Source organism: Burkholderia sp. BCC1996 (assembly GCF_905339955.1).
GTDB lineage: Bacteria > Pseudomonadota > Gammaproteobacteria > Burkholderiales > Burkholderiaceae > Burkholderia.
In genome coordinates this window covers 22,482-46,407 of the sequence record NZ_CAJPHM010000041.1, presented here as the reverse complement: position 1 = coordinate 46,407, position 23,926 = coordinate 22,482, and the positions used below count along the sequence as shown (strand labels likewise).

Below are 23,926 nucleotides of genomic sequence, written 5' to 3'. Positions count from 1 at the left end.
ATCACCACCAACCTCAGCTTCGGTGAGTGGGCGACCGTGTTCGGGGACGCAAAGATGACGACGGCGCTGCGGGACCGCGTCACCCATCACTGCCACATCGTCGAAACAGGCAATGAATCCTGGCGCTTCAAGTCCAGTTCTGCCAAGGCGAAGGCAACCAGAAAGAGAGCAGCAAAAGCAGCAGGCAGTGAGGAGTTATCCACACCGGAATAGATGTACTACGCTGTCTCGGGTGGGGATGCGGCTATTTTCTTGGACTGATTTACGTTGCTAACCCAAGGCTTTCACGGTACTCGATGGGGCTGAGATAGCCAAGGGAGCCCTTGATCCGTTTCTCGTTGTACCAGCGAACGTAGGCGTCCAGTACCTCAACGAACTCCGCGATGGTCGTCGAACGCCAGTCTCCTGGATAGAACATCTCGGTCTTTAGCCTGCCGACGAATCCCTCACAGGCCGCGTTGTCCGGTGAACAGGCTTTACGCGACATGGAGCGGATCAGCTTAGCCGTCGCAACCCGCGATAGCCAGCCAGGCCAACGGTAGTGGCCACCCCGATCGGAATGCACGATCGGCGTCTCGTCGTCCTCGGTCACGGTCTCGATAGCCGCATCTAACATGGAATTCACGAGCTCTGCGTCGGGGCTTGTGCCAATCGACCAGCTGACTACCATCCCATCGAAGCAGTCGATCATGGGCGATAGATATACCTTCCCCGCAGGAATCTGGAACTCGGAAATATCCGTCACCCACTTTTCGTTGGGGGCGTTCGCGTGGAAATCGCGATTGATGATGTTATCTGGGGCAGGGCTGATTTCCCCGATATAAGAGCGATATCGGCGCCGCTTGGGCCTTGCTGCGTGGAGGCCGCCTTGTTTCATGAGGCGACGCACGACTTTCTCCGATAGAAACACTCGTTGCCTGCTAAGCGCTGCTTGCACCCGACGATAGCCGTAGGATCGGTGATTGTCCTCGAAGATCTCTGCAACGGTACGACGGACATCTGCATATTTGTCGGCAACCCGTATGGGCGACCGATGATAAAAATAGGAGCTGCGCGCCAGGTCCAACCGCTCAAGCAGCTCAGTCAAACCGTATTCTTCTCTCAGGGCGTCAACCAGTTTCGTCTTCTCCCGATTGCTCAGGAGTGGCAGGTCGACGCCCAGGTCTTTTTTTACGAGTTCATTCGCCTTCTTCAACAGGTCGTGTTCAAGCTTCAGATTGCGAATGTCGCGCCGGAGCTCTTCGACCTGCCGCTCCAGTTCGTCCCGATCCGTCTCTGATGGTGATCCCTTGTCGCGCTTCATGGATGCAGGGGCCCCTCGGCCGAGTAACTGGTTCTTCCAGTTGTACAGCGACACCCTGTCGACGTCCAGCTTTTGCGCCACCGCCTGTGCACTTCCTTCCCGTGTGCACAGTTCGTACACCGCGAGCTGCCTGGTCGCCAATGACACGGCCGGTCGGCCTGCCTTGCCAACCACGCGTTTCCTGGTTTCCGGATAGCGCTCGCGAACCCACGCCGTCAGTATCTGGCGACAGGGATAGCCTAATGCCCTGAGGGTGAAGCTGAAGCTGCGCCCGTGATTGACGTAATGCTCAAGTGCCAGGTTCTTCTGTTCTTCTGAGTACTTTGGCTTTACGCGAACATACTCTTTCTGCAGATCGCCACTCTTCTCGAATTCCTCGCACCACGCCTTGAGAGAATTCTTCGTCGGGTAACCCAACTGGCGGATTGTCGCCTTGACGCGCTTTCCGAGTTTCAGGTACAGCTCGACCGCCCGAACGCGGTCTTCGTATGAATACATGGACTACCTCCAAAGTAGTCCAAGATTTTGTCCGCATCCCCGGTGGGTCAAGATTCAGTGGAAATCAACACGCCAGCGTCGCGGCGTTGATGGCTTCGGCCGTCATCGGACCGTTGCCGAACTGCTCGAGCAACTCGGCCGGAATCGCCGGCAGAGCCGCGGCTGGGCTTTCGGATTGCGAGGCATAAACTCTCCTTGGGAGCATGTTATGCCTTAAACACAAAATTCCTGACAGGCCCGAGCGGCGGCATGGTTTGGCGCATCACGCGAGACCTAGGCGGAAGCCCTATCGCAACTCGACGTTAGGGCGTCCGTCGTCACCCCCCTGGACGTAACAAAAACGACCCTGCTGCATGCGACCGCCTATTCGGGTATTCCGCATCGTCTCAGCGCGTTCAAGGCCGCGCATGAGGTGCTGGTGGCGGAGGGGGTGTTGAAGTAACGACGCGGTTGAAGCCGGGGGTTCCGTCATCGGACACCCCGGCATGGGCGAGCGCTCGCGCCCGCCGGCATCACAGCGCGTTCGGCGCCCCCTTCCCGTCAAGCACCGCCGCGACGTTGTCGAGCGCGGTAAACCCCATCTGGTCGCGCGTCTCGACGGTCGCGCTCGCCATGTGCGGCGACAGAAACACGTTGTCGAGCGCGGCAAAGCGCGGATCGATATTGGGTTCGCTCCGGTAAACGTCGAGCCCCGCGGCGAACAGCCGATGCGACGTCAACGCATCGTAAAGCGCATCCTCGTCGACGAGACTGCCGCGTGCCGCATTCACGAACACGGCACCTTCGCGCAGCAAGCCGAATTCGCGGCGTGTCATCAACGGCGTGCCGCCGCCGGGCACGTGCAGCGTGAGGATGTCGCACTGCGGGAGCAGCGTGTCGAGATCCGCGCAATAGCGCGCGCCGGCCTCGATCTCGGGCGGTGCGGGACGTCGGTCGGTATAGACGATCTTCATCCCAAAGCCGCGCGCGCGCTGCGCGACCGCACGGCCGATCCGCCCGAAACCGACGATTCCGAGCGTCTTGCCGTTCACGCGCGTACCGAGCATGTCGGTCATGCCGAACGACTTTCCCCACCCCGAGCGCACGATACGCTCGTACTCCGATGCACGCCGGCACGCGGCCAGCACCAGCAGCATCGTGAAATCGGCCGTGCAGTCGGTCAGCGCATCGGGGGCGTTGCTGACCGCGATTCCGCGTGCGCGTGCGGCGGCGACATCCATGTGGTCGTACCCGGCGCTCGCGTTCGCGATGATCTTCACGCTCGGTGGCAATGCTGCGATGTGCTCGGCCTGCAGCCCCGATTTCTTGCCGATCAGCACCGCCGGCGTCTCGTAGCGATTGCAGAACTCGACGACGGACGACGCGTCCATGTCGGCGTCCGTTACATACGCGTTGAATTCGGATTCTGCGCGTGCGGCGACTGCGGCGGGAACGCGTCGCGCAACCAACAGGCGGGTGCGATTGTTGTCAGGCATGGTCTCGTCCTTGGGTCGGAAAACGGAACACAGCCTACGAAGCGCAGTCGGCGCAGGTCAATATTGATTGGTTCGATCAACATGTCCGCGCGGCATTGAGCGACCGGATAATCGACCGATTCCGATCATGTCCTCTGCTATACGCGATGCCGTGCCGGCGCGCGAACGGCGCAGTCGCGAGCTCAGGAAAACCCTGACGCCAGCCCGTCGGGACGGGGCGGTTGATGTTGATTGAAAGAATCAAGATTGCTGCGAAATCGTCGCCGCGCAATGCTTTTTGCATGTTCAACGGACTGAAGACGAGGGCGTGAAAATGCAGGCAGAGAAAAGAATCGCGGCAGTGACGGGCGCCGGCACCGGAATCGGACAGGCAGCGGCGGTAGCGCTCGCGCAAGCCGGTTTCAGCGTCGCGCTGCTCGGCCGGCGCATTGATCCACTACTCGCGACGCAGGAGATCGTCGAGCGGGCAGGCGGCGTGGCCGCGGTCATTCCGACCGACGTTTCCGACGAGGCATCGGTCGATGCGAGCTTCACGCGAATTGCGCATGACTTCGGCCGCCTCGACGTGCTGTTCAACAACGCGGGCCGCAACGCAGGCGCCGTGCCGCTCGACGATTATTCGCTTGAGTTCTGGAACGACGTGGTCGCCACCAACCTGACCGGCGTGTTCCTGTGCGCCCGCGCCGCGTGGCGCCAGATGAAGCGCCAGACGCCGCAAGGCGGCCGCATCATCAACAACGGTTCGATCTCCGCGCACACGCCGCGCCCGAACACGATCGCGTACACGGCCACGAAGCACGCGGTCCTCGGCATCACGCGTTCGCTTGCCCTCGACGGTCGACCGTTCAACATCGCCTGCGGCCAGATCGATATCGGCAACGCCGCCACGTCGCTGACCGAGCGGATGAACAACGGCGTGCTGCAGGCCGATGGCCGCATCGCGCCCGAGCCGCGCGTCGACGTTGCGCACGTCGCGAACGCGATCGTGCAGATGGCGAGCCTGCCGCTCGAAGCGAACATTCTGAACATGACGATCATGGCAAGCGCGATGCCCTTCGTCGGACGCGGCTGACCGGAAGCGCGCCGGCGCACACGGCAGGTGCACCAGCACAACCATCACAAAACAGGAGACAACATTGAAAACCGCTGAAGAACAGGTTTCGGTCATGCGCGAGTTCGACGCGCACGCAGGCGCCGCCAGGCGATCGCGGGTGCGCTACGGCGTGCTGTCGATGCTGCTGGTGGCCACCGTCCTCAACTACGTCGATCGCTCGGCGCTCGGTATCGTCGCGCCGGCGTTGTCGAAGGATCTCGCGCTTACCCGCGTGCAGATGGGCGAGCTGTTCGCCGTGTTCGGCCTCGCCTACTCGATCGCGCTGCTGCCGGCTGGCGCTCTCGCCGACCTGCTCGGCTCGCGCGTCGCGTATGCGCTATCGCTCGTCGGTTGGTCGCTGGCCACGCTGACGCAAGGGCTCGCGCATGGCTACCACATGCTGCTCGGCTCTCGGCTAGCGATGGGCGCGCTCGAAGCGCCCGCGTTTCCGTCGAACGCGCGCGCGGTGACGATGTGGTTCCCGGTCCAGGAGCGCGGCTTCGCGACGAGCGTGTACGTGATGGGTCAGTACATCGGCACGCCGCTCTTCACCGGGCTATTGCTGTGGATCTCGTCGGCATTCGGCTGGCGCGCCGTGTTCTTCGCGACCGGCGCGTTCGGCATTCTGTTCAGCGTCGTCTGGTACCGGCTCTATCGCGATCCGTCGCGCCATCCACGCGTCAACGCGGCCGAGCTGCAGTACATCACCGAAGGGCAGCCGGTAGTGACGGCGCGCGACCGGTTCGACTGGCGCATGGCGCTGCGCCTGCTGGGCTATCGGCAGATCCTCGCGATCTGTCTCGGCAAGTTCTGCAACAACACGCTGCTGGTGTTCTTCACGACCTGGTTCATGACCTACCTTGTCGAGGAACGGCACATGTCGATGATCAAGGTCGGTTTCTTCCAGGCGATGCCGTTCATCGGCGCGACGCTCGGGATCCTTATCGCGGGCTATTTGTCCGATCTCTGCATCCGGCGCGGCGTATCAATGTCGTCGTCGCGCAAGGCGCCCCTCGTGATCGGCACCTTCCTCGGCGCATCGATCGTGCTCGTCAATTTCGTGCAGTCGAACACGCTGGTGATCGCGATCCTAACCGTCGCGTTCTTCGCACAGGGAATCGGCTCGATGTCGTGGGCGGCGGTGTCCGAGATCGCGCCGAAACGCTATGTCGGGCTCACCAGCAGCATCACGAGCCTCGCAGCAAATATCGCAGCTGTCACCACGCCGCTGATGATCGGCTACGTGGCGCAGCACACCGGCAACTTTTTCTGGGCGCTGAACCTGATGGGTGCGATCTGCCTCCTCGGCACGCTGTCGTACTCGGTGCTGCTCGGCAAGCTGTCGCGTATCGAGCTCTGACCCGGTTCGCCCCCTTTTACGCTCCACTGCACGTACCGCACACGACCATGATCGAATTCAGATGGGATCACCTGCAACTCTGCTCGGCTGATGCCGAGGCCACCGCCGCGTGGTTCGCGCGCTGCCTGAACGCCGAAATCGTGCGGCGCCCCGGCCGCGTCGACCTGCGGATCGGGGCAATCAACCTCTTCATCACGGCGCTGCCGGACGCGCGTCCGGCGATCGTGCCGGACGGCGCGCGCATGCAAGGGATCGACCACTTGGGCGTGCTGGTCGAGGATCTGGACGCGGCTTACGCACATCTGGTCGACAACGGCGCGGAGATCGTCCAGCCCGTCACGCGGATCCGCCCCGGCGTGCGCGGCTGTTTCGTGCGCGCGCCCGGCGACATCCTCGTCGAGGTGCTCGAACGGCGCCCGGCCGAGATGACATTCAACTGAACCCGGTCTATAGTCGGCGCAAGCGGCCGCGAACCGGCCGCATCCTCATCACGACTCCCCATGCAGAACTGGATCACCCTGACGGAAGCGGCGCGGCGGCTCGGCGTGCGGGCGCAGACCGTCTACGCGTACGCCAGCCGCGGCAGCATTGCCGTGATGCAGGATCCCGACGATCCGCGCAAGAGCCTGTATCGGGCCGAGGATGTGGTCGCGCTGTGTCGCAAGAAGCAGGTCGGCCGCAAGCGAGCGGCGCTCGCGGCCAGCACGATCTTTGGCGCCGAGCCGTGCATTTACAGCGGCATCACCACGTTCTCGAAGGGTCGCGCATGGTATCGCGGCCGCGACAGCATTGAACTCGCAGATACCGCGACGCTCGAGGAAACGGCTTCGCTGCTCTGGCAGGCCACCGCGCCGGTGTCGTTCGACGCGCCGGTGATCGTGCTGCCGCCCGGCGAGCGTGACCGGCAATGTGCGTTCACGATGCTCGCGACGCTGGCCGCGTTTGGCCATTCGACGCTCGGCCGGCTCGACAGCGCGCTGCACATCGAGGCCGGGCAGCTCGTTGCGATCGTGTCGCGCGCGTTCGGCGCGCACGACGACGCCGGCGCAAGCCCGCTTCACACCCATCAGCGGCTCGCGGCCGGCTGGGGCCTCGACAGCCATGGCGCAGACCTGCTGCGCCGCGCGATGGTGCTGGTCGCCGATCATGAGATCACGAGTTCGGCATTCGCCGCGCGCATCACCGCATCGACCGGCGCGTCGCTCGCGGGCTGCCTGCTGACGGGGCTCGCGACGTTGTCGGGACCGCTGCACGGCGACGCGTCGGGACGCGTGCGCGCAGTGTTCGACGATGTGCAACGATTGGGTGCCGAGCGCGTCGTCGATCATCACCTGAAGTCCGCAATCCCGATTCCCGGTTTCGGCCATCATCTTTACCCCGACGGCGATCCGCGCGCGGCCGCGCTGCTTGCGCGGCTCGATCCGCCGACGGAACTCGCGCACTTCGTCGACAAGGTCACGACGCTCACCGGCCAGCGGCCGACCATCGATGTCGCGCTCGCAATGCTGTCGGTGCAGCTTCAGTTGCCGCGCGATGCGGCGTTCGGGCTGTTCTCGATCGCGCGCAGCGTCGGACTGCTCGCACACTGCATCGAACAGCTGCGCGTCGGCAAGGTGATCCGGCCGCGCAGCCGCTATACGGGGCCGACGCTCGACGATCGGCATCTGCGGCCCGCTGCTGACGACGACGGCAAACAGACGAAAGTCGGCATGATCAACAAGAACCGCCTTTTCAAGGTGGTGGAGTAATTCGCGTGACAAACGTAGACCGAATTGAACGCGCCACCGTTTGCAATGAAAAGTTTTCATCGGCCGCGACTCACGAAGACCTGCGTCAACTCCCCTGCGACGCCGGCAGTGGCAGTCATGCATTGTGCGAAATCTGAGTTTTGAGCAGGCAATCGCAGCATAGTGATAAGGTTCCCTATCTTGTTGGCGCGTTCATCCCGGCGTCAGGATCGGCACGTGACCACGAATGGCGGTTGTGGAGCAACGCGAACGACTCTGAACGACCCGAAGCGGTCGTCAAGGGCCGGTCATGCAATGTCCGTTCACGCGGGCATCACCACTGACATGTCGCATTAGCTTTGGCGACGTACTATATTTCGACTCACTCTGCGTGAGGTCCCGCCGGACATTCTTTCTCGTCTCGAGGTGGAAACAACATGAGCAAAGCAATGCAAGACAACGCGCTCGATCGAAGGGTCTCGGCTTGGCCCTTAGTCATTGGCCTTACGATTGCCTTAGAGACGGTTTCATAAAGGCTGCTGAGTCCGCTGCAAAATGTTCCAGCAGATCATGGAGCAACCGAGTTTGAGGAACGCTTCATGAATGTCGGCACGCCGTTCGAATCGGATACGGAGACGTCGAAAGTGGTGCATCCAGGCATGCGTGCGCTCAACGACCCATCGAACCTTCCCAAGCCCGCTGCCGTGTGGTTGTCCGCGTCGAGCAATGCTGGTGGGAATGCCTCGCTCGTGCAGGATGCGCCGGTACTTGTCGTGATCGTAGCCTCGATCCGCATAGACGCGTTTGGGCCTGCTCAGTGGCCGACCGCGAACGCCTTTGATCGGCGCGATCGCCTCGATCAGGGGGATCAGTTGCGTGACGTCATTGCGGTTGGCTCCGGTCAAGATTGCCGCGATCGGTGTGCCGTTGGCGTCGGTGGCGAGGTGGTGTTTGGAACCGGGTCGCGCTCGATCGGTGGGGTTCGGGCCAGTTTTTCGCCCGCCCCAACCGCTCGAATCGACGAGGAGTCGACGACCACACGTGAGAAGTCAATCTGGTTTGCCGCGCGTAGTTTGGTCAGCAGCAACGCGTGCAATGCGTCCCACACGCCAGCCTCTTGCCAGTCCCGCAGCCGACGCCAGCAACTCACGCCCGAGCCACATCCCATTTCCGCAGGAAGATCGCGCCAGCGAATGCCGGTCTTCAGCACGAACAGAATGCCCGTCAGCGCTGCACGATTCGGCACGGGCTTGCGGCCCGGGTACTTGAACCGACGGGGCTTGGCAGGTGGTAGAAGTGGCTCGATTAGTTTCCACAACTCGTCGTCAATGATCGGCTTGCCCATCTCCCTGATCCGGTTGTCACGACGGCTCAGGTTAACAGGTCGAGAGAAAAGTTAACAGTAGCTACGCGTCTTTTTGAAACCGTCTCTTAATGCTTTGGCTGCCGAATTTCGTCGTCACGGCCGTCGCACCACCAAACCCTGAGGCCTTAAAGAAGGTCGGTAACTTCGCGCTTGCGATTTTTGGGCTCTCTGTTGTTATGGAGCGCGCATCCGAGGTTTTGCTGTCGTTGACAATGCGCAAGAGCAAGATTCTGCTTCGCGACAGTCTCGCGGTCGCAAAAGCAGGGTTAATCAACTTGTATGAAGCTGGCGTGCGTTCGGAGAAAGATGTCCCGGACGCGAAGGAGCGCGTTCTGACCGCAGAAAGAGAACTCCGGTTGCACAAGCTGCGGACGTCGCAATACGCATTGATATTTAATCTTTGTCTCGGCCTCTGCGTCGCGTTCGCTGGGTTTCGGGCGCTTCGTTATTTCGTCGACCCGCCACAGCCGAGTGAATTTGTCTCCTGGATGCAATTGAGGATCTTTACTGGACTTGATGCGTTACTCACAGCAGCGGTCCTCGCTGGCGGCAGTAAAGGAGTCCATACGTTGGCGATGACTATTTTGAGATTTGCAAATGAGATCAATAATGCGGGAACGCCTAAGAAGCGAGGCGCATCCCGCACGAAAAGAAAGCAGGCGGCGGACCATTCGTCGGCGCCAAAGAGCCCGTGAGTGTGCCGCCGCAGAACGAGTGGTAGGGCGAAAGCGGTCGTTCGAAAGTGGGTGCCGTACGACCGCTCCTGGCCGAACCCGGACCGACAATGGAGGCTGCGCCGCATCGTTGCAGGCTACGGACGCCGATGGCAGCTGACGACCCCAACCAGGTCATTCCGTCCAGTTTGCCGTCAACATCCACTTCGAAAGGACATCGGTCATTCGATACAGCGATATGATCTGCCTTTGCGATCACTCGGAGAGCGTCGCCAGACTGTCGACAACATCGCTGGTTGCTTCTGATGGGTTAGTATTCCAACAAAATTTTTGCTTAACTGTTAATTATCGCCTGCGCACAATTCCGTTTGACAGTCCAGTTAGAGATTCAAAATGAGCTTGCTCGTATCGTCGGGGTCAAACATGCCGGGACGATCCTCAGGATCACACCATGTCCCGTAAACATCGTCCAAGAGACCATCCGTGGTCATTACCTCGAGTGGCGCGACAGTCCTCCATCCCTGTACAAATTTTCTCAAGCGTAACTGATCTGAGGGATCCCGTTTCGGAACGCCGGCGAGCGCATATACCGTCGCCCAATCATGATCATCGATGGATCGAACCGACAGTTCCATCGACGAATACTTGCGCAACGCTGCATCGAGACATTCGCTATTCAATGAAGCGAGCTCCGCGATCAGACGGCCCAATGAGGTCGCTGCCTCCACATCGAGCGCACGATTGCCAGCCAGTTCCGGTCCTGAGAGGGGAAAGCGGTACGAGAAGAGCTCCCGGTGCTCGCGAAGCTCCTCGAGCTGTGTGCGCCATTCTGGCATTCGTTCTGGATCGAGCGAGCGCATGTAGTCTGCGGTGCGATTGAGGATGTTCTGGTGGGTCATCTTGACCGTCTTTTCACCTTGCCACACAACTTGGGGAGAGGTGAGGAGGAAAGCTCTGCATGCGTTCAGAACTGAATAATAGTTGAAATATGGAACACCGAGCATTAAGTTGTGTTCGTAAGCGTATGCTGCTGAGCCAGCGAGCATATTCGCGGCGGTTGCAAATTTTATCGCTAGATAGTGGCGCAGTATCCAGTGGCTATTTGCATCGACGTCGAACGATTTGGCTATAGGCGCAAAGAGCGAACGGCGATTGATGCAGTATGACTGGATCATCGCCAATTCTGCCTGGCGCGGGAGTTCGTCATAGGTATAGCAATACGTTGACCCGGTTGCGCTACGAATGTCTTCGAGAGTGGCTGTGCGAAAATTATTCAAGAGTGTCTTTTCTACGGTCAATACTCGTCTAGGAATTGGGCTACACGACGTCGTAATCGAACACGCATGCGGCAAGCGCGTCGGTTGCTGCGTACGGGCCGCGCCCTCCACCTCTCATGCGTTGCTGCTCAGAGATCAAATAAAGATGTCTGCGCGCCCTTGAGCCAATAACGTAAAGCAACTTTTTGGCGCTGTTGACTCCCCCATCTGCCCCTGCCTCTTCGCTGAAATGGGGGACCATTCCCTGCAGCAGGCCGAACGCTATCACTACGTCGAACTCGGCACCCTTGACGCCATGGATGGTGTTGACGGTGATACCGCTTCGGTGTTGGAACACTTTGCGGAAGAAGTCGATTCCGCCGATGTACGTAGCCCCCTCCCTGCGTAGCCGGTCAATTTTCGCGGCCGAACTGTCAAAGAAGGCTTGATGGTGCTCCGAGAGCAAAGGATGTAATTGCCAGTGAACCCCGAGACGAGACATCAACGAAGCGAAGTATTCCCGGAGGTATAAACGCCGCTGCCGACCTATGAACGCAAAGTCATCGCCGAGCTCGAGGAGAAAGTCCGCCAAGTGCTGGATCAAGGCCGCTTCGAGATCCGACTCCGAATATTCGTCCTTCATGTCAAGAAATTCGAGGACGAACGGATCGCGGATCGCTTCCTCGGGCGATAGAAGATCGCCGGGTTGCGCTACAGCCGCCTTTCCGAGCAAGGACGCCTTGTTGCGTGACAGCACCAGCCGCTCATAGAGCTGACTGCTGATCTGACGGTCAAGCTGCCGCACAGACCAGCCTTCACGCAGCGCTTCAGCCTCGTAAAAGTCGCGAGCAGCTTGCGCTTTCACCGCGAGGAGACGAACGTAGGCGGACCAGGGCAACGGAAAAGCCTGAGCGATAGAATTTGGCTCAAACGCCACGCCCGGCGGCGCCTTCACCGCCGCCTTGGTTGATTTTGCAGACGCTGTCGGGACAATCCGGGCGGGCGTGGATTGTGCAGACAGTGTCTGCACAATCCGATCCGCAGGCCACGTCAAGTAAAAGGCGCGCATCTGTGCGAGATTGCGCCATCCGAAGCCGCGACCGAATCGCTCTGACAGATCGGCGCCCAAACGGCGGATCACCGCCTCGCCATAAGCGGCCCGTCCCTCCCCGCCCTGCTCGAACTCAACGATTCGTCGCCCGATCTCCCAATATGTCGCCGTCATCAGGGCGTTCACCGTGCGAGCCGTCGCTTCGCGCGCCGACGCGACGACATCAGCAATTTCACGGTGCAGTCCCGCATAAGCGGCCTGCCCGACCTCGCGCTGCGTCACAGTGCGTTCACCACGTCCTTGAACGCCTTGCCGGCGGTGAACTTCACAGTATTCGCGGCCGGGATGGCAATCTCCGCGCCCGTCGTCGGATTACGTCCCGTGCGGGCAGTGCGCTGCCCCTGCGAAAACGCGCCGAAACCGATCAGCTGTACCGATTCACCGCGACTCACCGCGTCCGTGATCGCATCCAGGACCGCCTGGACGGTTTTGCTCGCGTCGGTTTTGCTGACGCCCGCGCCCGCTGCGACCGCGTCAATGAGTTCCTGCTTGTTCATGAACAGCCTCGGCAACAAAGTCAAAGCTGCACCCTACCTCATCCCGCTGCACACACGCAAATCGCTGGCCTCCGCCCCACCACTGCCTGCGGCGGGCAGCCCACCAATGAACTCCGGCTTACACCTGTCGCAGCCACGCTCGCCAAGAGCAATCGCGAACGTTTTCCGCCCGGCCAGCGCTCACACAACTCTCGGGCCGGTGCGGGTGCTATCACTGACAACGTGACTGTTACTCCAGCCGAATCTTCCCGGCCGACCTGCGCAGACTACGGCATCGGTTCGTGCCGCGTCTCCTGCCTCCCCTCTGCCCGCCACCGGCAGCCGGGCCTAGACCCAACTTCAGTTGTGTGAGCCCCACGAGCCTGGGGAGTTCGCTCGATGTCCCGAAATGAAGGGTAACATAGCCCTTACTATGTTCCCCTTCATTGCGCCGGATCCTGCCTAGACATGGACCGCTTCGGCGGAGCGCACCGTGCCCCTCTTTCGCTGCACAACCGCGCACGCCCAACTCGCCCCCTGAAGTTTCAACGTAAAAAACTGTCAAACTTCCGCATCCACACGCGCACCACACGCCGGTCGCGCTAGCTTGCAAACTCATCCGTCTATCAATGCGTCAGCCGCTCGGTGTGATTCGCGACCGCAGTCAAACAACGCTCGTTTCCCAGTCCGATTTGATCGGCAAGCCAAAGTCCGGATTCGCCACGCAACTCGACGAACACTAAAAATCGTGGCGTGAACCGGTGCTCGGTAAATATCGGCGGCTCACCCGTTCGAAGGCTCTTCCCAGTTGGAGCATCGACGGATTCCACCGCCCCCCACGGAACACCCCAGATATCACGATTCATTTAACTTTCCGTGAGGACTTCGACACCGCCCGCCACCTACTCTGTGCGCATGTTTTCAGGACCTGCTTCCAGGAGCCCATCATGCCCACCCGCAGACATCTGCTGTTCGCCGGCGCGACCGGCCTTGCGGCACTCGCGGCACTGTCGTCGACGGGCCGCCGTGCGCTGGTCGGCCGTGCGTTCGCCGCGCCGCCCGCCGCCGGACCGACGGCCGCCCCGTTCGAGATCACCCGCAGCGACGCCGAATGGCACCGCCGCCTCACGCCCGCCCAATACACGGTGCTGCGCGACGCCGGCACCGAGCCGCCGTACAGCAGCCCGCTGAACGGCGAGCACCGCCACGGCACGTTCGCGTGCGCCGGCTGCGACCTCGCGCTGTTCTCGTCGGATACCAAGTTCGACAGCCACACCGGCTGGCCGAGCTTCTGGAAGCCGCTCGACCACGCGGTCGCGACCGCGCTCGATCCGTCGTACGGGATGTCGCGCACCGAAGTGCACTGCCGCCGCTGCGGCGGCCATCTCGGCCACGTGTTCGACGACGGCCCGCCGCCTACCGGCCTGCGCTACTGCATGAACGGGCTCGCGCTCGCCTTCCACCCGGCCGCCGCCTGACGGGCCGCCGCCTTCCTGAACGACCGGAGACCGCTCCATGCTGCTCATCGTCCTCGCCTATCTCGGCGGCGTGCTCACGATCCTGAGCCCGTGCATCCTGCCCGTGCTGCCGTTCGTGTTCGCGCGCGCCGACCAGCCGTTCGTGCGTACCGGCCTGCCGCTGCTGATCGGCATGGCGCTCACGTTCGCCGTCGTCGCGACGCTCGCCGCCGTCGGCGGCGGCTGGGTCGCGCAGGCCAACCAGGCCGGCCGCTGGCTCGCCATCGTGCTGCTCGCGGTGTTCGGCCTGACGCTGCTGCTGCCGCGCTTCGCCGAGCACCTGACGCGCCCGCTCGTCGCGGCCGGCAACCGCCTCACCGGGTTCGCACAGCGCGACGGCCGCCCGGCCGGCCCCGCGTCGTCGCTGCTGCTCGGCGTCGCGACCGGCCTGCTGTGGGCGCCGTGCGCGGGTCCGATCCTCGGGCTCGTGCTGACCGGCGCCGCGCTGCGCGGCGCGAGCGTCGGCACGACGCTGCTGCTGGTTGCGTATGCGGCCGGCGCGGCGACGTCGCTCGGCGTCGCGCTCGTGATCGGCGGCAAGGTGTTCGCCGCGATGAAGCGCTCGCTCGGCGCCGGCGAATGGATCAAGCGCGGGATCGGCGCGGCGCTGCTGGCCGGCGTCGGCGCGATCGCGCTCGGCCTCGACACGGGGGCGCTCGCGCAGTTGTCGACCGTCACGACGGGCGGCCTCGAGACGAAGCTCGTCGACCGGCTCGGCGGCCGCTCGCATGGCGCGCCGGCGGCGACGTCCGCGACCAGCGATACCGCCGGCGGCAACGGTGCCGCGCGCGCCAGCGCAATGATGGCCGCGACGTCCGGTGATGCACCGGCGGCCGGCGCCGCGATGATGCGCACCGCCGGCACGACGCCGGCGCCGCAGGCACCGGCCGCGCTGCCCGTCGAAGGCACGCTGCCGTCGCTCGACGGCGCGGTGCAGTGGCTGAATTCGCCGCCGCTGAGCGCGGCCGGCCTGCGCGGCAAGGTCGTGATCGTCGATTTCTGGACGTATTCCTGCATCAACTGCCTGCGCACGCTGCCGTACACGACCGCCTGGGCGCGCAAGTACGCGCCGTACGGCCTCGTCGTGATCGGCGTGCACGCACCGGAGTTCGCGTTCGAGCGCGACATCGGCAACGTGAAGAAGGCCGTGCACGACCTGGGCATCGACTACCCGGTCGCGATCGACAACGGCTATGCGATCTGGCGCGCGTTCGGCAACGAATACTGGCCCGCGCACTACTTCGTCGACGCGCAAGGGCGGATCCGCCACCACCACTTCGGCGAAGGCGAATACGCGCAGTCGGAACGCGCGATCCAGTCGCTGCTCGCCGAAGCCGGCCACCCGGAAGCGCTGAACGTGCCGCTCGGGCTCGCCGGCGCCCCCGCGAAGGGCGCGCTCGCGGCGGCCGACAGCGCGGACGTCCGCTCGCCCGAAACCTACGTCGGCTATGCGCGCGCGGACGACTTCACGTCGCCGGGCGGTGTCGTGCGCGACGCGGCACACCGATACGACGCGCCCGCGCATCCCGACCTGAACGACTGGGGCCTCGCCGGCACCTGGCAGGTCGGCGCCGAGCGCGCGACGCTCGCCGCGCCGGCCGGCCGGATCGTCTACCGCTTCCATGCGCGCGACCTGCACCTCGTGCTCGGCCCGGGCGCGAACGGCAGGCCGGTGCGCTTTCGCGTGACGCTCGACGGCGCGGCGCCCGGCGCGGCACACGGCACGGACGTCGATGCGCAGGGCTACGGCACCGTCACCGGCCAGCGCCTGTACCAGCTCGTCCGGCAACCGGGCGCGATCGCCGACCGCACGTTCTCGATCGAGTTTCTCGATCCCGGCGTCGATGCCTATGCGTTTACGTTCGGCTGAACGCGCACGCAGTGGCGGACGCCGTCACGCGCGCCGCCTCCCGTCCACCTCGCGTCCACCTTATTCCGTCCCGCATTTCGAAGGAGCAACTCATGATCCCGACATCCACTCGCGATTCCGCACCGCGGCGGCGGGCGGCCATGCTGCGCCGCATCGGCGCGATCGCCATCGCGGCCGCCGCCGTGTTCGGCTACCAGCGCGTCGTCAGTTCCGCGGAACCGATGCACACCGTGCCCGCACCGACGCTCGACGAAACCCCGGGCGCCTCCCATGAGGAAACGGCCGTGCTCGCCGGCGGCTGCTTCTGGGGCGTGCAGGGCGTGTTCGAGCACGTGAAGGGCGTGAAGCAGGTCACGGCCGGCTACGCGGGCGGCGCCTCCGAAACCGCGCACTACGCGCTGGTCGGCAGCGGGCTGACGGGCCATGCGGAATCGGTGCGCATCGTCTACGACCCGACGCAGGTCACCTACGGCCGGTTGCTGCAGGTGTTCTTCTCGGTCGCGCACGACCCGACCGAACTCAACCGTCAGGGGCCCGACGAAGGGCCGCAATACCGCTCCGCGATCTTCCCGACCACCGCGCAGCAGCGCGCGGTCGCGACCGCCTACATCGCGCAGCTGGGCACCGCGCACACGTTCCCGGCGCCCGTCGTCACGCGCGTCGAGCCGTACAAGGGCTTCTATCCGGCGGAGGCGTATCACCAGAACTACCTCGAGCTGCATCCCGACGCGCCGTACATCGCGTTCAACGACCTGCCGAAGGTCGCCGGGCTGAAGCAGCGCTTTCCGGCGCTGTACCGCGCCGACGCGGTGCTGTGGCGCGACGCGGGCCTGTGAGGGACCGCCGGCGCCGCGGCGGCCGGTGTGCGCGCTGACCCGGCCGGCCCGCGCCGCCGGCCGCGTTTGCGCTGCATCAACGAAACGCATGCTGTCCGGGCCGGGCAAACCCGCATCGGGTCAGCTTCGCGGGCAAACTTCGCGTAGACTTCTCCAGATCAGTCCCCCGCCGCGCACCGCGCGGCGCTCGGAACTCTCCAGCCAGCCAGGAGGCGTCACGCATGCGCGCAGTGCCTTTGTCTGACAGCAGTGCTCTCGAAGAACCGTCCGGCGGCTCGATCGTGCGCGACCTGCGCCGCGTGCCCATCCATCCCGATCACTGGTATCCGCTCGCGTGGTCGCGCGAACTCAAGCGCGGCAAGACGCTCGGCGTGCGCTTCGCCGGCGATCCGATCGTGCTCGTGCGCACCGAATCCGGCGCCGTCTACGCGCTCGAAGATCGTTGCGCGCACCGCCAGGTGCCGCTGCATGCGGGCGTCGTGAGCGGCGAAACGCTGCGCTGCTGCTACCACGGCTGGACCTACGCGTGCGACAGCGGCCGCTGTGTCGACGTGCCGTACCTCGGCCGCGAGCGCCTGCCCAACGGCGTGCGCGCGTATCCGTGCCGCGAGGCGCACGGGCTGATCTTCGTGTTCCCCGGCGACGCGACGCTCGCGGACGAACGCCCGTTCCCCGCGCTGGAATCGGCGGACGATCCCGCGTACAAGACGCGCCGCTTCGGCCGCGAGGTCAAGTGCCACTACTCGTTCATGCACGAGAACCTGATGGACATGAACCATCAGTTCCTGCATCGCAAGCAGATGGGACAGATGCGCGCACGCAGCGTCGGCCGCCGGCGCGGCGACGACTGGGTCGAGGTCGACTACACGTTCGCGCGTATGGAAGGCAAGCAGCCGGTCGGCGAGGCGCTCGTGTTCGGCGCCAGCAAGAAACCGACCGACCAGGCCGACAAGAGCGTGATGACGGTGCGCACGGGCTACCCGTACCAGACGCTGCAGATCCGCTCGAGCGAAGGCACGCTCGTGATGGACCTGTGGATCGTCTACGTGCCGCTCGACGCGCAACAGCGCACCAACCGCACGTTCGGACTGCTGTCGATCCACAAGCCGGGCATTCCGTTCGCGCTCGATCTCGCGTGGCCGCTGCTCGTCTGGTTCACCGAGCGGATCTTCCGCGAGGATCGCTGGATCGTCGAGCGCGAGCAGGAAGCGCACGACCGGCAAGGCGCCGACTGGAACCACGAGGTGTTTCCGGTCATCAACGAACTGCGTGACCTGCTGCGCCAGTGCGGCGCGCGCACCGTGATTCCGATCCGCGAGGCAAACACGGGCGACGCGCGCTGATTGCGCAGCGCGCGTGCCCGTTGCGAACCCGTTGCGAACCGGCCTCGAGCCGGTTTCGTGCGCGTTCAGCCGGCGCGCTCGACCGGATGCGGCTCGCGCAGCCGGTTCGCGATGCGCGCGGCCTCGTAGTAGCCGGCCGCGGGCGGCCGCTTCAGGTAACGGCCCGCACCGCGCACCGCACGCAGCTCGCCGTCGGCCCACGCGAGCGCGCCGCGCGTGAGCGTGTGGGTCGCGACGCCCTGCACCGTCATCCCTTCGAACACGTTGAAGTCGACCTGCTGGTGATGCGTCTTCACCGAGATCGTCTTCGTCGCGGCCGGGTCCCATACGACCAGGTCCGCATCGGCGCCGACCTGCACCGCCCCCTTGCGCGGATACAGGTTGAAGATCTGCGCGGCGTTCGTCGACGTGATCCGCACGAACTCGTTCGGCGTGATGCGGCCTTGATTCACGCCGTGATGCCACAGCACCGACATACGGTCCTCGACGCCGCCGCAGCCGTTCGGGATCTTCGTGAAGTCCTCGCGGCCCATCGCCTTCTGCGACGCGCAGAACACGCAGTGATCGGTCGCCGTCGTATGCAGCTGCCCGGCCTGCAGCCCGCGCCACAGCGCTTCGCGATGCGCGGCCGAGCGGAACGGCGGGCTCATCACGTGCGCGGCCGCACGCGTCCAGTCCGGGTCGCGATACACGGCCTCGTCGATCACCAGATGGCCCGGCAGCACCTCGCCGAACACGCGCAGCCCCTCGCTGCGCGCGCGCGTGATCGCATCGACCGCGTCCTTCGACGACACGTGCACGATATACACCGGCACGCCGAGCACCTGCGCGATGCGGATCGCACGGTTCGCGGCCTCGCCTTCGACCTCCGGCGGGCGCGACAGCGGATGCGCCTCCGGCCCCGTCATCCCGCGCGCGAGCAGCGCCTTCTGCAACTGGAACACGAGCTCGCCGTTCTCCGCGTGCACGGTCGGCAGCGCGCCGAGTTCGAGCGAACGCGAGAAGCTGTTCACGAGCACCTCGTCGTCGGCCATGATCGCGTTCTTGTACGCCATGAAGTGCTTGAAGCTCGACACGCCGTGCTCGCGCACGAGCGTGCCCATGTCGCGGTGCACCGATTCGTCCCACCACGTGACGGCCACGTGGAAGCCGTAGTCGGCGGCCGCCTTCTCGGCCCAGCCGCGCCATTCGTGAAACGCGTCCATCAGCGGCTGCTTCGGGCTCGGGATCACGAAGTCGATGATGCTCGTCGTGCCGCCCGAGAGCCCCGCGGCCGTACCCGAATAGAAATCGTCGCTGGCCGTCGTGCCCATGAACGGCAGTTCCATGTGCGTATGCGGATCGATGCCGCCCGGCATCACGTACTGGTCGTGCGCATCGACCACCGTCGCGCCGGCCGGCGCGTCGATCGTCTCCGCGATCTGCAGGATCGTGCCGCCGTCCTGCGGGTCGGCACACAGTACGTCCGCGCGATAGGTGCGGTCCGCATCGACCACGGTGCCGCCGCGAATCAGGATTGCCATGTCGTTGCCTCCTCGTTGACTGTCGGGTGCCGCATGCGTTCGCGCATCACGCGTTCGCGATCTGCGCGCGCTGCGCCGCACGCCACTTCATCCAGGTGCCGTACACGCCGGACGCCAGCACGAGGCCGACGAACCACGCATACGTGTAAAGCGTGTTGAAGAACGCCGGCACGTTCGGAAACGACGCCGGGAATGCGGTGTGCAGGAAGCCGGGCAGGTTCGGCAGCACGCCGACGGCGAGCGCCGCCAGTGCGGCCGGGTTCCAGCCGCGCGCATAGCTGAAGTCGCCGCGCTCGTCGAACAGCGCGCGCGTGTCGAGCCGCGTGCCGCGAATCAGGAAGTAGTCGACCATCAGGATGCCCGCGACCGGCCCGAGCAGCGCCGAATAGCCGACGAGCCAGGTGAAGATGTAGCCGTCCGTCGTCGCGAGGATCTTCCACGGCATCATCACGATCGCGATCGTCGCGGTGATCATCCCGCCGGCGCGATACGAGATCGCCTTCGGCCACAGGCTCGAGAAATCGTATGCGGGGCCGACGAGGTTCGCCGCGAGGTTGCAGCACATCGTGTCAAGCGTGAGGATCACGAGCGCGATGCCCACGCCGATGCCGGTCATCCGGCTCGTCAGGTCGATCGGATCCCAGATCGCGTTGCCGTAGATCACGACGGTGGCCGACGTCACGACGACCGACACCACCGACAGCAGCGCCATCGGCAGCGGCAGCCCGATCGACTGCCCGATCATCTGGTCGCGCTGCGAATGCGCGAAGCGCGTGAAGTCGGGAATGTTCAACGCGAGCGTCGCCCAGAAGCCGACCATCGCGGTCAGGCCCGGCCAGAACGTCGCCCAGAACAGCCCGGCCTTCTTGCCGCCCGCGACGAACTGCGACGGCGCCGACAGCATCGAGCCGACGCCGCCCGCCTGCGACGTCGCCCACCACACGAGCGCGACGCACATCACGACCTTGATCGGCGCGGACCAGCTTTCGAGCCAGCGGATCGAATCGGTGCCGTGCAGGATGAAGTACAGCTGCAGCGCCCAGAACACGATGAAGCACGCGAGCTGCCCGAGCGAGATGCCGACGAGCGGCAGCGCGGCGCCGTGCAGCGCGTTGCCGGTCAGGATGTTCAGCAGCGTGTAGATCGCGCTGCCGCCGAGCCACGTCTGGATGCCGTACCAGCCGCACGCGACGATCGCGCGCAACAGCGCGGGCAGCTTCGCGCCCTGCGTGCCGAACGACGCACGCACGAGCACCGCGTACGGAATCCCGTGCTTCGCACCCGCATGACCGATCAACAGCATCGGCACGAGCACGATCAGGTTGCCGAGCAGCACCGTCAGCACCGCCTGCCACGGCGACATGCCTTCCTGGATCAGCCCGGCCGCGAGCATGTACGACGCGATGTTCATCACCATCCCGACCCACAGCGCCGCGAAGTGATACCAGCGCCACGTGCGCTGCGCCGCCGTCGTCGGCGCGAGGTCGTCGTTGTACAGGCTGCCGGCCGGCGCCGCGGCGCTGTCGGGTTCGGCGGGAATCGCTGCTGGTTTCATCGAATGCGCTCCACGTAAACGTCGACGCCGGCATCGTGCGATGCCGGCAGAACAGGACACAAGCGGCAGCGCGGGCGATACCGCGCCGCCGGACGTCGGTCAGGCCGCCTTCGCGTGCTTCTCGTGTTTTGCGGGTTCCGCCGGGCTCGCACCCGCATCAGCCCGCGCCGGGTTGTTCGGATGCGTGGTCCAGTTCGCGTAGTCGCCCGCATCGACGCGCTCCATCGTGATGCATTGCTCGACCGGACACACATGTATGCAAAGATTGCACCCGACGCACGCCGCGTCCACCACTTCGAAATGCCGCACGCCGTCCTTCACGGCGGTGATCGCCTGATGCGACGTGTCCTCGCATGCGATATGGCACAGCCCGCACTGGATGCAGCGGTCCTGGTCGATGCGCGCCTTGATGTCGTACTTCAGGTTCAGGTATTTCCAGTCGGTGACGTTCGGTACCGCGCGGCCGCGTATGTCGTCGAGCGTCGCGTAGCCCTTCTCGTCCATCCAGTTCGACAGCCCGTCGACGAGATCCGACACGATCCGGAATCCGTAATGCATCGCGGCGGTGCACACCTGCACGCTGCCGGCGCCGAGCACCATGAACTCGGCCGCGTCGCGCCACGACGAAATCCCGCCGATGCCGGAGATCGGCAGGTTCGGCGTCTCCGGGTCGCGCGCGATCTCGGCGACCATGTTCAGCGCGATCGGCTTGACCGCCGGGCCGCAATAACCGCCGTGCGTGCCCTTGCCGTCGACGGTCGGCATCGGCGCCATCTGGTCGAGATCCACCGCGACGATCGAGTTGATCGTGTTGATCAGCGACACGCCGTCCGCGCCGCCCTTGTACGCGGCGCGCGAGCCCATCCGGATGTCGCTGATGTTCGGCGTGAGCTTCACGAGACACGGCAGCTTCGTGCCTTCCTTGACCCAGCGCGTGACCATCTCGACGTATTCCGGCACCTGGCCGACCGCCGCGCCCATCCCGCGCTCGCTCATCCCGTGCGGGCAGCCGAAGTTCAGCTCGACCGCATCGGCGCCCGTATCCTCGACGAGCGGCAGGATCCATTTCCAGTCGCGCTCGTTGCACGGCACCATCAGCGACACGATCAGCGCGCGGTCGGGCCAGTCGCGCTTCACCTGCGCGATCTCCTTCAGGTTCACGTCGAGCGGCCGGTCGGTGATCAGTTCGATGTTGTTCAGCCCGGCGATCCGCTGGCCGTTCCACTGCACCGCGCCGTAGCGCGAGCTGACGTTGACGACGTGCGGATCGAGCCCGAGCGTCTTCCACACGACGCCGCCCCAGCCCGCCTCGAATGCGCGGTTGACGTTGTATGCCTTGTCGGTCGGCGGCGCGGAGGCCAGCCAGAACGGATTCGGCGAAGTGATGCCTGCGATGGTGCAGCGAAGGTCGGCCATGTTCGGCTCCGTGTCGGTGAGAGCGTTTATCGTGGTGCGCGCGAGGTCCGCGGCGCAGGTGCGTATCGCGCGCTCACGCGGCCCGGGCGTCGCGCTGCGCGAGCGCCGCGTCGATCGCCGCCGCCGCGCGCTTGCCGTCCTGCACGGCCTGCACCGTCAGGTCGATGCCGCCCGTCGCCGCGCAATCGCCGCCGGCCCACACGTCGGGCAAGGCCGTGCGCCCGTCCGCGTCGACCGCGATGCGCGACCCGTCCTCGGTCAGCAGCGTGGCCGCGACACCGTCCGGCACCAGCGTCTGGCCGATCGCCTTCAGCACCATGTCCGCATCGACGGTGAAGCGCTCACCCGACGCGGCCTCGAATTCGACGCCCGTCACGTGCTCGTTCGCGCCCGCGATGCGCACCGGTTTTGCGTGCGTGACGAGCGTGACGCCGCACTTCTGCGCGAACTCACGTTCGGCCCAGGTCGCGCTCATCGCGTCCACGCCGCGCCGGTACACCATCGTCACGCGCTGCGCGCCGAGCTTGCGGCTCTGCACGGACGCGTCGATCGCCGTGTTGCCGCCGCCGATCACGACCACGCGCCGCCCGACCGGCACGTTCTCCAGCGCGTCGGCCTGCCGCACCTGCTCGATGAAGTCGACCGCATTCATCACGCCGGTCAATTGCTCGCCGTCGATCGCGAGCGTGCGCACGCCGCCGAGGCCCATCGCGAGAAACACCGCGTCGTGCCGCTCGCGCAGCGCGTCGAGCGTCACGTCGCGGCCGAGCGCGACGCCCGTCTCCAGCGCGATGCCGCCGACCGACAGCAACCACTCGACTTCGCGCTGCGCGAAATAGTCGACGGTCTTGTACGCGGCGATCCCGTATTCGTTCAGGCCGCCCGCCTTCGGTCGCGCATCGAACAGCGTGACGCGATGCCCGGCGAGCGTGAGCCGGTGCGCGCACGCGAGCCCGGCCGGCCCCGCGCCGACCACCGCGACGTGCCGCCCCGTATCGGGCGCACGCGTGAAGCGCACCGCGCCGCTCGCCATCGCCCAGTCGGTCGCATGCCGCTGCAGCGCGCCGATCGCGACCGGCTGCGCATCCTGGTGATTGCGCACGCACGCGCCTTCGCACAGGATCTCGGTCGGGCACACGCGTGCGCAGATCCCGCCGAGCGGATTCGCGGACAGGATGTCGGTCGCGGCGCCCTTCAGGTTGCCGTTGCCGATCTTGCGGATGAAGCCCGGGATGTCGATCTGCGTCGGGCAGGCCTGCACGCACGGCGCGTCGTAGCAGTAGTGGCAGCGGCTGGCGGCGGCCGCGGCGGCAGTCGGATCGAGCAGCGGCGCGATATCGGCGAATTCACACGAGAGTTGCGTGGACGACAGGCGATGCGCGGCGATATCGCCGGTTGGCTGGGTGGTCATACGCGTTCCTTCGACTGGGTGGAGACAAAGCCGTCCCCGCCGGCTGCGATTGCACAGTCGGGGCGGTCATGCTTTGGAATGCCAATATCACGCAGTGCGCAGCCTGCCGGCCGCGC

Annotated in this window: 21 protein-coding genes and 1 pseudogene; 11 read left to right on the top strand and 11 right to left on the bottom strand. The window is 64.9% G+C overall.

The genetic code is table 11. From position 1 onward, the window contains the following. On the top strand, positions 1–213 hold a 213-nt coding region (locus tag U4Z64_RS34965; RefSeq protein WP_321822424.1), incomplete at its 5' end, for an ATP-binding protein. Positions 214–262: 49 nt separating this feature from the next. On the opposite strand, the gene U4Z64_RS34960 is transcribed toward U4Z64_RS34965, so the two are convergent. Then, a complete protein-coding gene (locus tag U4Z64_RS34960; RefSeq protein ID WP_321822423.1) occupies positions 263–1,801 on the bottom strand; it encodes an IS3-like element ISBmu11 family transposase in 1,539 nt (512 codons plus the stop codon). A gap of 337 nt (positions 1,802–2,138) precedes the next feature. Here U4Z64_RS34960 and U4Z64_RS34955 point away from each other — a divergent pair. Next, positions 2,139–2,243: pseudogene (locus tag U4Z64_RS34955) on the top strand (gamma carboxymuconolactone decarboxylase); the annotation flags it as partial. A 70-nt stretch (positions 2,244–2,313) separates the two neighbouring features. Here the strand turns inward: U4Z64_RS34955 and U4Z64_RS34950 are convergent. Next, positions 2,314–3,276 carry a 2-hydroxyacid dehydrogenase gene (locus tag U4Z64_RS34950; RefSeq protein WP_124489426.1) on the bottom strand — a complete coding sequence of 321 codons (963 nt, stop codon included), beginning with the start codon at positions 3,274–3,276 and terminating at the stop codon, positions 2,314–2,316. 313 nt (positions 3,277–3,589) lie between these two features. Between U4Z64_RS34950 and U4Z64_RS34945 the strand changes: the two genes are divergently transcribed. The 4 genes from U4Z64_RS34945 to U4Z64_RS34930 all read left to right on the top strand — a co-directional run bounded on the left by U4Z64_RS34945 (position 3,590) and on the right by U4Z64_RS34930 (position 7,477). Next, a complete protein-coding gene (locus U4Z64_RS34945; protein ID WP_321822422.1) occupies positions 3,590–4,348 on the top strand; it encodes an SDR family oxidoreductase in 759 nt (252 codons plus the stop codon). A 94-nt stretch (positions 4,349–4,442) separates the two neighbouring features. Next, positions 4,443–5,729, top strand: a complete 1,287-nt coding sequence (locus U4Z64_RS34940; RefSeq protein WP_062911590.1) for an MFS transporter — start codon at positions 4,443–4,445, stop codon at positions 5,727–5,729. A 47-nt stretch (positions 5,730–5,776) separates the two neighbouring features. Continuing rightward, the gene (locus tag U4Z64_RS34935) at positions 5,777–6,169 is read left to right on the top strand and encodes a VOC family protein (protein WP_321822421.1); all 393 of its coding nucleotides are present in this window, start codon (positions 5,777–5,779) and stop codon (positions 6,167–6,169) included. A 60-nt stretch (positions 6,170–6,229) separates the two neighbouring features. Further along, on the top strand, positions 6,230–7,477 hold the full coding sequence (locus tag U4Z64_RS34930; RefSeq protein WP_104767677.1) for a citrate synthase family protein: 1,248 nt from the start codon (positions 6,230–6,232) through the stop codon (positions 7,475–7,477). A 506-nt stretch (positions 7,478–7,983) separates the two neighbouring features. Here U4Z64_RS34930 and U4Z64_RS34925 read toward each other — a convergent pair. Further along, a protein-coding gene (locus tag U4Z64_RS34925; protein ID WP_102889801.1) for an IS5 family transposase occupies positions 7,984–8,801 on the bottom strand; the annotation gives its coding sequence in 2 pieces (ribosomal slippage) (positions 7,984–8,453 and positions 8,453–8,801; 819 coding nt in all). Positions 8,802–8,890: 89 nt separating this feature from the next. On the opposite strand from U4Z64_RS34925, the gene U4Z64_RS34920 reads away from it, so the two are divergent. After that, complete coding sequence (locus U4Z64_RS34920) at positions 8,891–9,517, top strand: hypothetical protein (protein ID WP_321822420.1); 627 nt, start codon at positions 8,891–8,893, stop codon at positions 9,515–9,517. 359 nt (positions 9,518–9,876) lie between these two features. Here U4Z64_RS34920 and U4Z64_RS34915 read toward each other — a convergent pair whose 3' ends face one another. From U4Z64_RS34915 to U4Z64_RS34900, 4 genes are all read right to left on the bottom strand, one after another. Next, positions 9,877–10,773, bottom strand: coding sequence for a hypothetical protein (locus U4Z64_RS34915; protein WP_321822419.1), 897 nt, complete (start codon positions 10,771–10,773; stop codon positions 9,877–9,879). A gap of 40 nt (positions 10,774–10,813) precedes the next feature. After that, a complete protein-coding gene (locus U4Z64_RS34910; protein ID WP_321822418.1) occupies positions 10,814–12,085 on the bottom strand; it encodes a PDDEXK nuclease domain-containing protein in 1,272 nt (423 codons plus the stop codon). Further along, positions 12,082–12,360: an HU family DNA-binding protein gene (locus U4Z64_RS34905; protein ID WP_059448531.1), complete on the bottom strand. Its 279-nt coding sequence runs from the start codon at positions 12,358–12,360 to the stop codon at positions 12,082–12,084. Before U4Z64_RS34905 ends, U4Z64_RS34910 begins: the two co-directional genes overlap by 4 nt. Positions 12,361–12,965: 605 nt before the next feature. Next, a complete protein-coding gene (locus tag U4Z64_RS34900) occupies positions 12,966–13,205 on the bottom strand; it encodes a hypothetical protein (protein ID WP_321822417.1) in 240 nt (79 codons plus the stop codon). 81 nt (positions 13,206–13,286) lie between these two features. Between U4Z64_RS34900 and msrB the strand changes: the two genes are divergently transcribed. The 4 genes from msrB (at position 13,287) to U4Z64_RS34880 (ending at position 17,905) form a co-directional block, all read left to right on the top strand. Then, complete coding sequence (gene msrB, locus U4Z64_RS34895) at positions 13,287–13,817, top strand: peptide-methionine (R)-S-oxide reductase MsrB (RefSeq protein WP_124523624.1); 531 nt, start codon at positions 13,287–13,289, stop codon at positions 13,815–13,817. Between the two features lie 37 nt (positions 13,818–13,854). Beyond that, positions 13,855–15,726, top strand: coding sequence for a cytochrome c biogenesis protein DipZ (locus U4Z64_RS34890; protein WP_321822416.1), 1,872 nt, complete (start codon positions 13,855–13,857; stop codon positions 15,724–15,726). Positions 15,727–15,818: 92 nt separating this feature from the next. Further along, the gene (gene msrA / locus U4Z64_RS34885; RefSeq protein ID WP_321822415.1) at positions 15,819–16,562 is read left to right on the top strand and encodes a peptide-methionine (S)-S-oxide reductase MsrA; all 744 of its coding nucleotides are present in this window, start codon (positions 15,819–15,821) and stop codon (positions 16,560–16,562) included. Between the two features lie 221 nt (positions 16,563–16,783). After that, positions 16,784–17,905 (top strand): aromatic ring-hydroxylating dioxygenase subunit alpha, encoded by a 1,122-nt coding sequence (locus tag U4Z64_RS34880; RefSeq protein ID WP_321822414.1) that lies wholly within the window; start codon positions 16,784–16,786, stop codon positions 17,903–17,905. A 65-nt stretch (positions 17,906–17,970) separates the two neighbouring features. Here U4Z64_RS34880 and hydA read toward each other — a convergent pair whose 3' ends face one another. The 4 genes from hydA to U4Z64_RS34860 all read right to left on the bottom strand — a co-directional run bounded on the left by hydA (position 17,971) and on the right by U4Z64_RS34860 (position 23,810). Further along, positions 17,971–19,428 carry a dihydropyrimidinase gene (hydA, locus tag U4Z64_RS34875; protein WP_257775808.1) on the bottom strand — a complete coding sequence of 486 codons (1,458 nt, stop codon included), beginning with the start codon at positions 19,426–19,428 and terminating at the stop codon, positions 17,971–17,973. Positions 19,429–19,474: 46 nt separating this feature from the next. Next, positions 19,475–20,983 carry an NCS1 family nucleobase:cation symporter-1 gene (locus U4Z64_RS34870; protein WP_124523616.1) on the bottom strand — a complete coding sequence of 503 codons (1,509 nt, stop codon included), beginning with the start codon at positions 20,981–20,983 and terminating at the stop codon, positions 19,475–19,477. A 99-nt stretch (positions 20,984–21,082) separates the two neighbouring features. Further along, positions 21,083–22,399 (bottom strand): NAD-dependent dihydropyrimidine dehydrogenase subunit PreA, encoded by a 1,317-nt coding sequence (gene preA / locus U4Z64_RS34865; RefSeq protein WP_321822413.1) that lies wholly within the window; start codon positions 22,397–22,399, stop codon positions 21,083–21,085. Between the two features lie 73 nt (positions 22,400–22,472). After that, positions 22,473–23,810, bottom strand: coding sequence for an NAD(P)-dependent oxidoreductase (locus tag U4Z64_RS34860; RefSeq protein WP_321822412.1), 1,338 nt, complete (start codon positions 23,808–23,810; stop codon positions 22,473–22,475). Between the last annotated feature and the right edge of the window lie 116 nt (positions 23,811–23,926).

Coding starts and splice junctions, on each gene's coding strand:
- U4Z64_RS34905 (WP_059448531.1), bottom strand. CDS start 12,360: ATGAACAAGCAGGAACTCATTGACGCGGTCGCAGCGGGCGCGGGCGTC.
- U4Z64_RS34870 (WP_124523616.1), bottom strand. CDS start 20,983: ATGAAACCAGCAGCGATTCCCGCCGAACCCGACAGCGCCGCGGCGCCG.
- preA (WP_321822413.1), bottom strand. CDS start 22,399: ATGGCCGACCTTCGCTGCACCATCGCAGGCATCACTTCGCCGAATCCG.
- U4Z64_RS34945 (WP_321822422.1), top strand. CDS start 3,590: ATGCAGGCAGAGAAAAGAATCGCGGCAGTGACGGGCGCCGGCACCGGA.
- U4Z64_RS34935 (WP_321822421.1), top strand. CDS start 5,777: ATGATCGAATTCAGATGGGATCACCTGCAACTCTGCTCGGCTGATGCC.
- U4Z64_RS34880 (WP_321822414.1), top strand. CDS start 16,784: ATGCGCGCAGTGCCTTTGTCTGACAGCAGTGCTCTCGAAGAACCGTCC.
- msrA (WP_321822415.1), top strand. CDS start 15,819: ATGATCCCGACATCCACTCGCGATTCCGCACCGCGGCGGCGGGCGGCC.
- hydA (WP_257775808.1), bottom strand. CDS start 19,428: ATGGCAATCCTGATTCGCGGCGGCACCGTGGTCGATGCGGACCGCACC.
- U4Z64_RS34960 (WP_321822423.1), bottom strand. CDS start 1,801: ATGTATTCATACGAAGACCGCGTTCGGGCGGTCGAGCTGTACCTGAAA.
- U4Z64_RS34860 (WP_321822412.1), bottom strand. CDS start 23,810: ATGACCACCCAGCCAACCGGCGATATCGCCGCGCATCGCCTGTCGTCC.
- U4Z64_RS34920 (WP_321822420.1), top strand. CDS start 8,891: ATGCTTTGGCTGCCGAATTTCGTCGTCACGGCCGTCGCACCACCAAAC.
- U4Z64_RS34940 (WP_062911590.1), top strand. CDS start 4,443: ATGCGCGAGTTCGACGCGCACGCAGGCGCCGCCAGGCGATCGCGGGTG.
- msrB (WP_124523624.1), top strand. CDS start 13,287: ATGCCCACCCGCAGACATCTGCTGTTCGCCGGCGCGACCGGCCTTGCG.
- U4Z64_RS34890 (WP_321822416.1), top strand. CDS start 13,855: ATGCTGCTCATCGTCCTCGCCTATCTCGGCGGCGTGCTCACGATCCTG.
- U4Z64_RS34950 (WP_124489426.1), bottom strand. CDS start 3,276: ATGCCTGACAACAATCGCACCCGCCTGTTGGTTGCGCGACGCGTTCCC.
- U4Z64_RS34900 (WP_321822417.1), bottom strand. CDS start 13,205: ATGAATCGTGATATCTGGGGTGTTCCGTGGGGGGCGGTGGAATCCGTC.
- U4Z64_RS34930 (WP_104767677.1), top strand. CDS start 6,230: ATGCAGAACTGGATCACCCTGACGGAAGCGGCGCGGCGGCTCGGCGTG.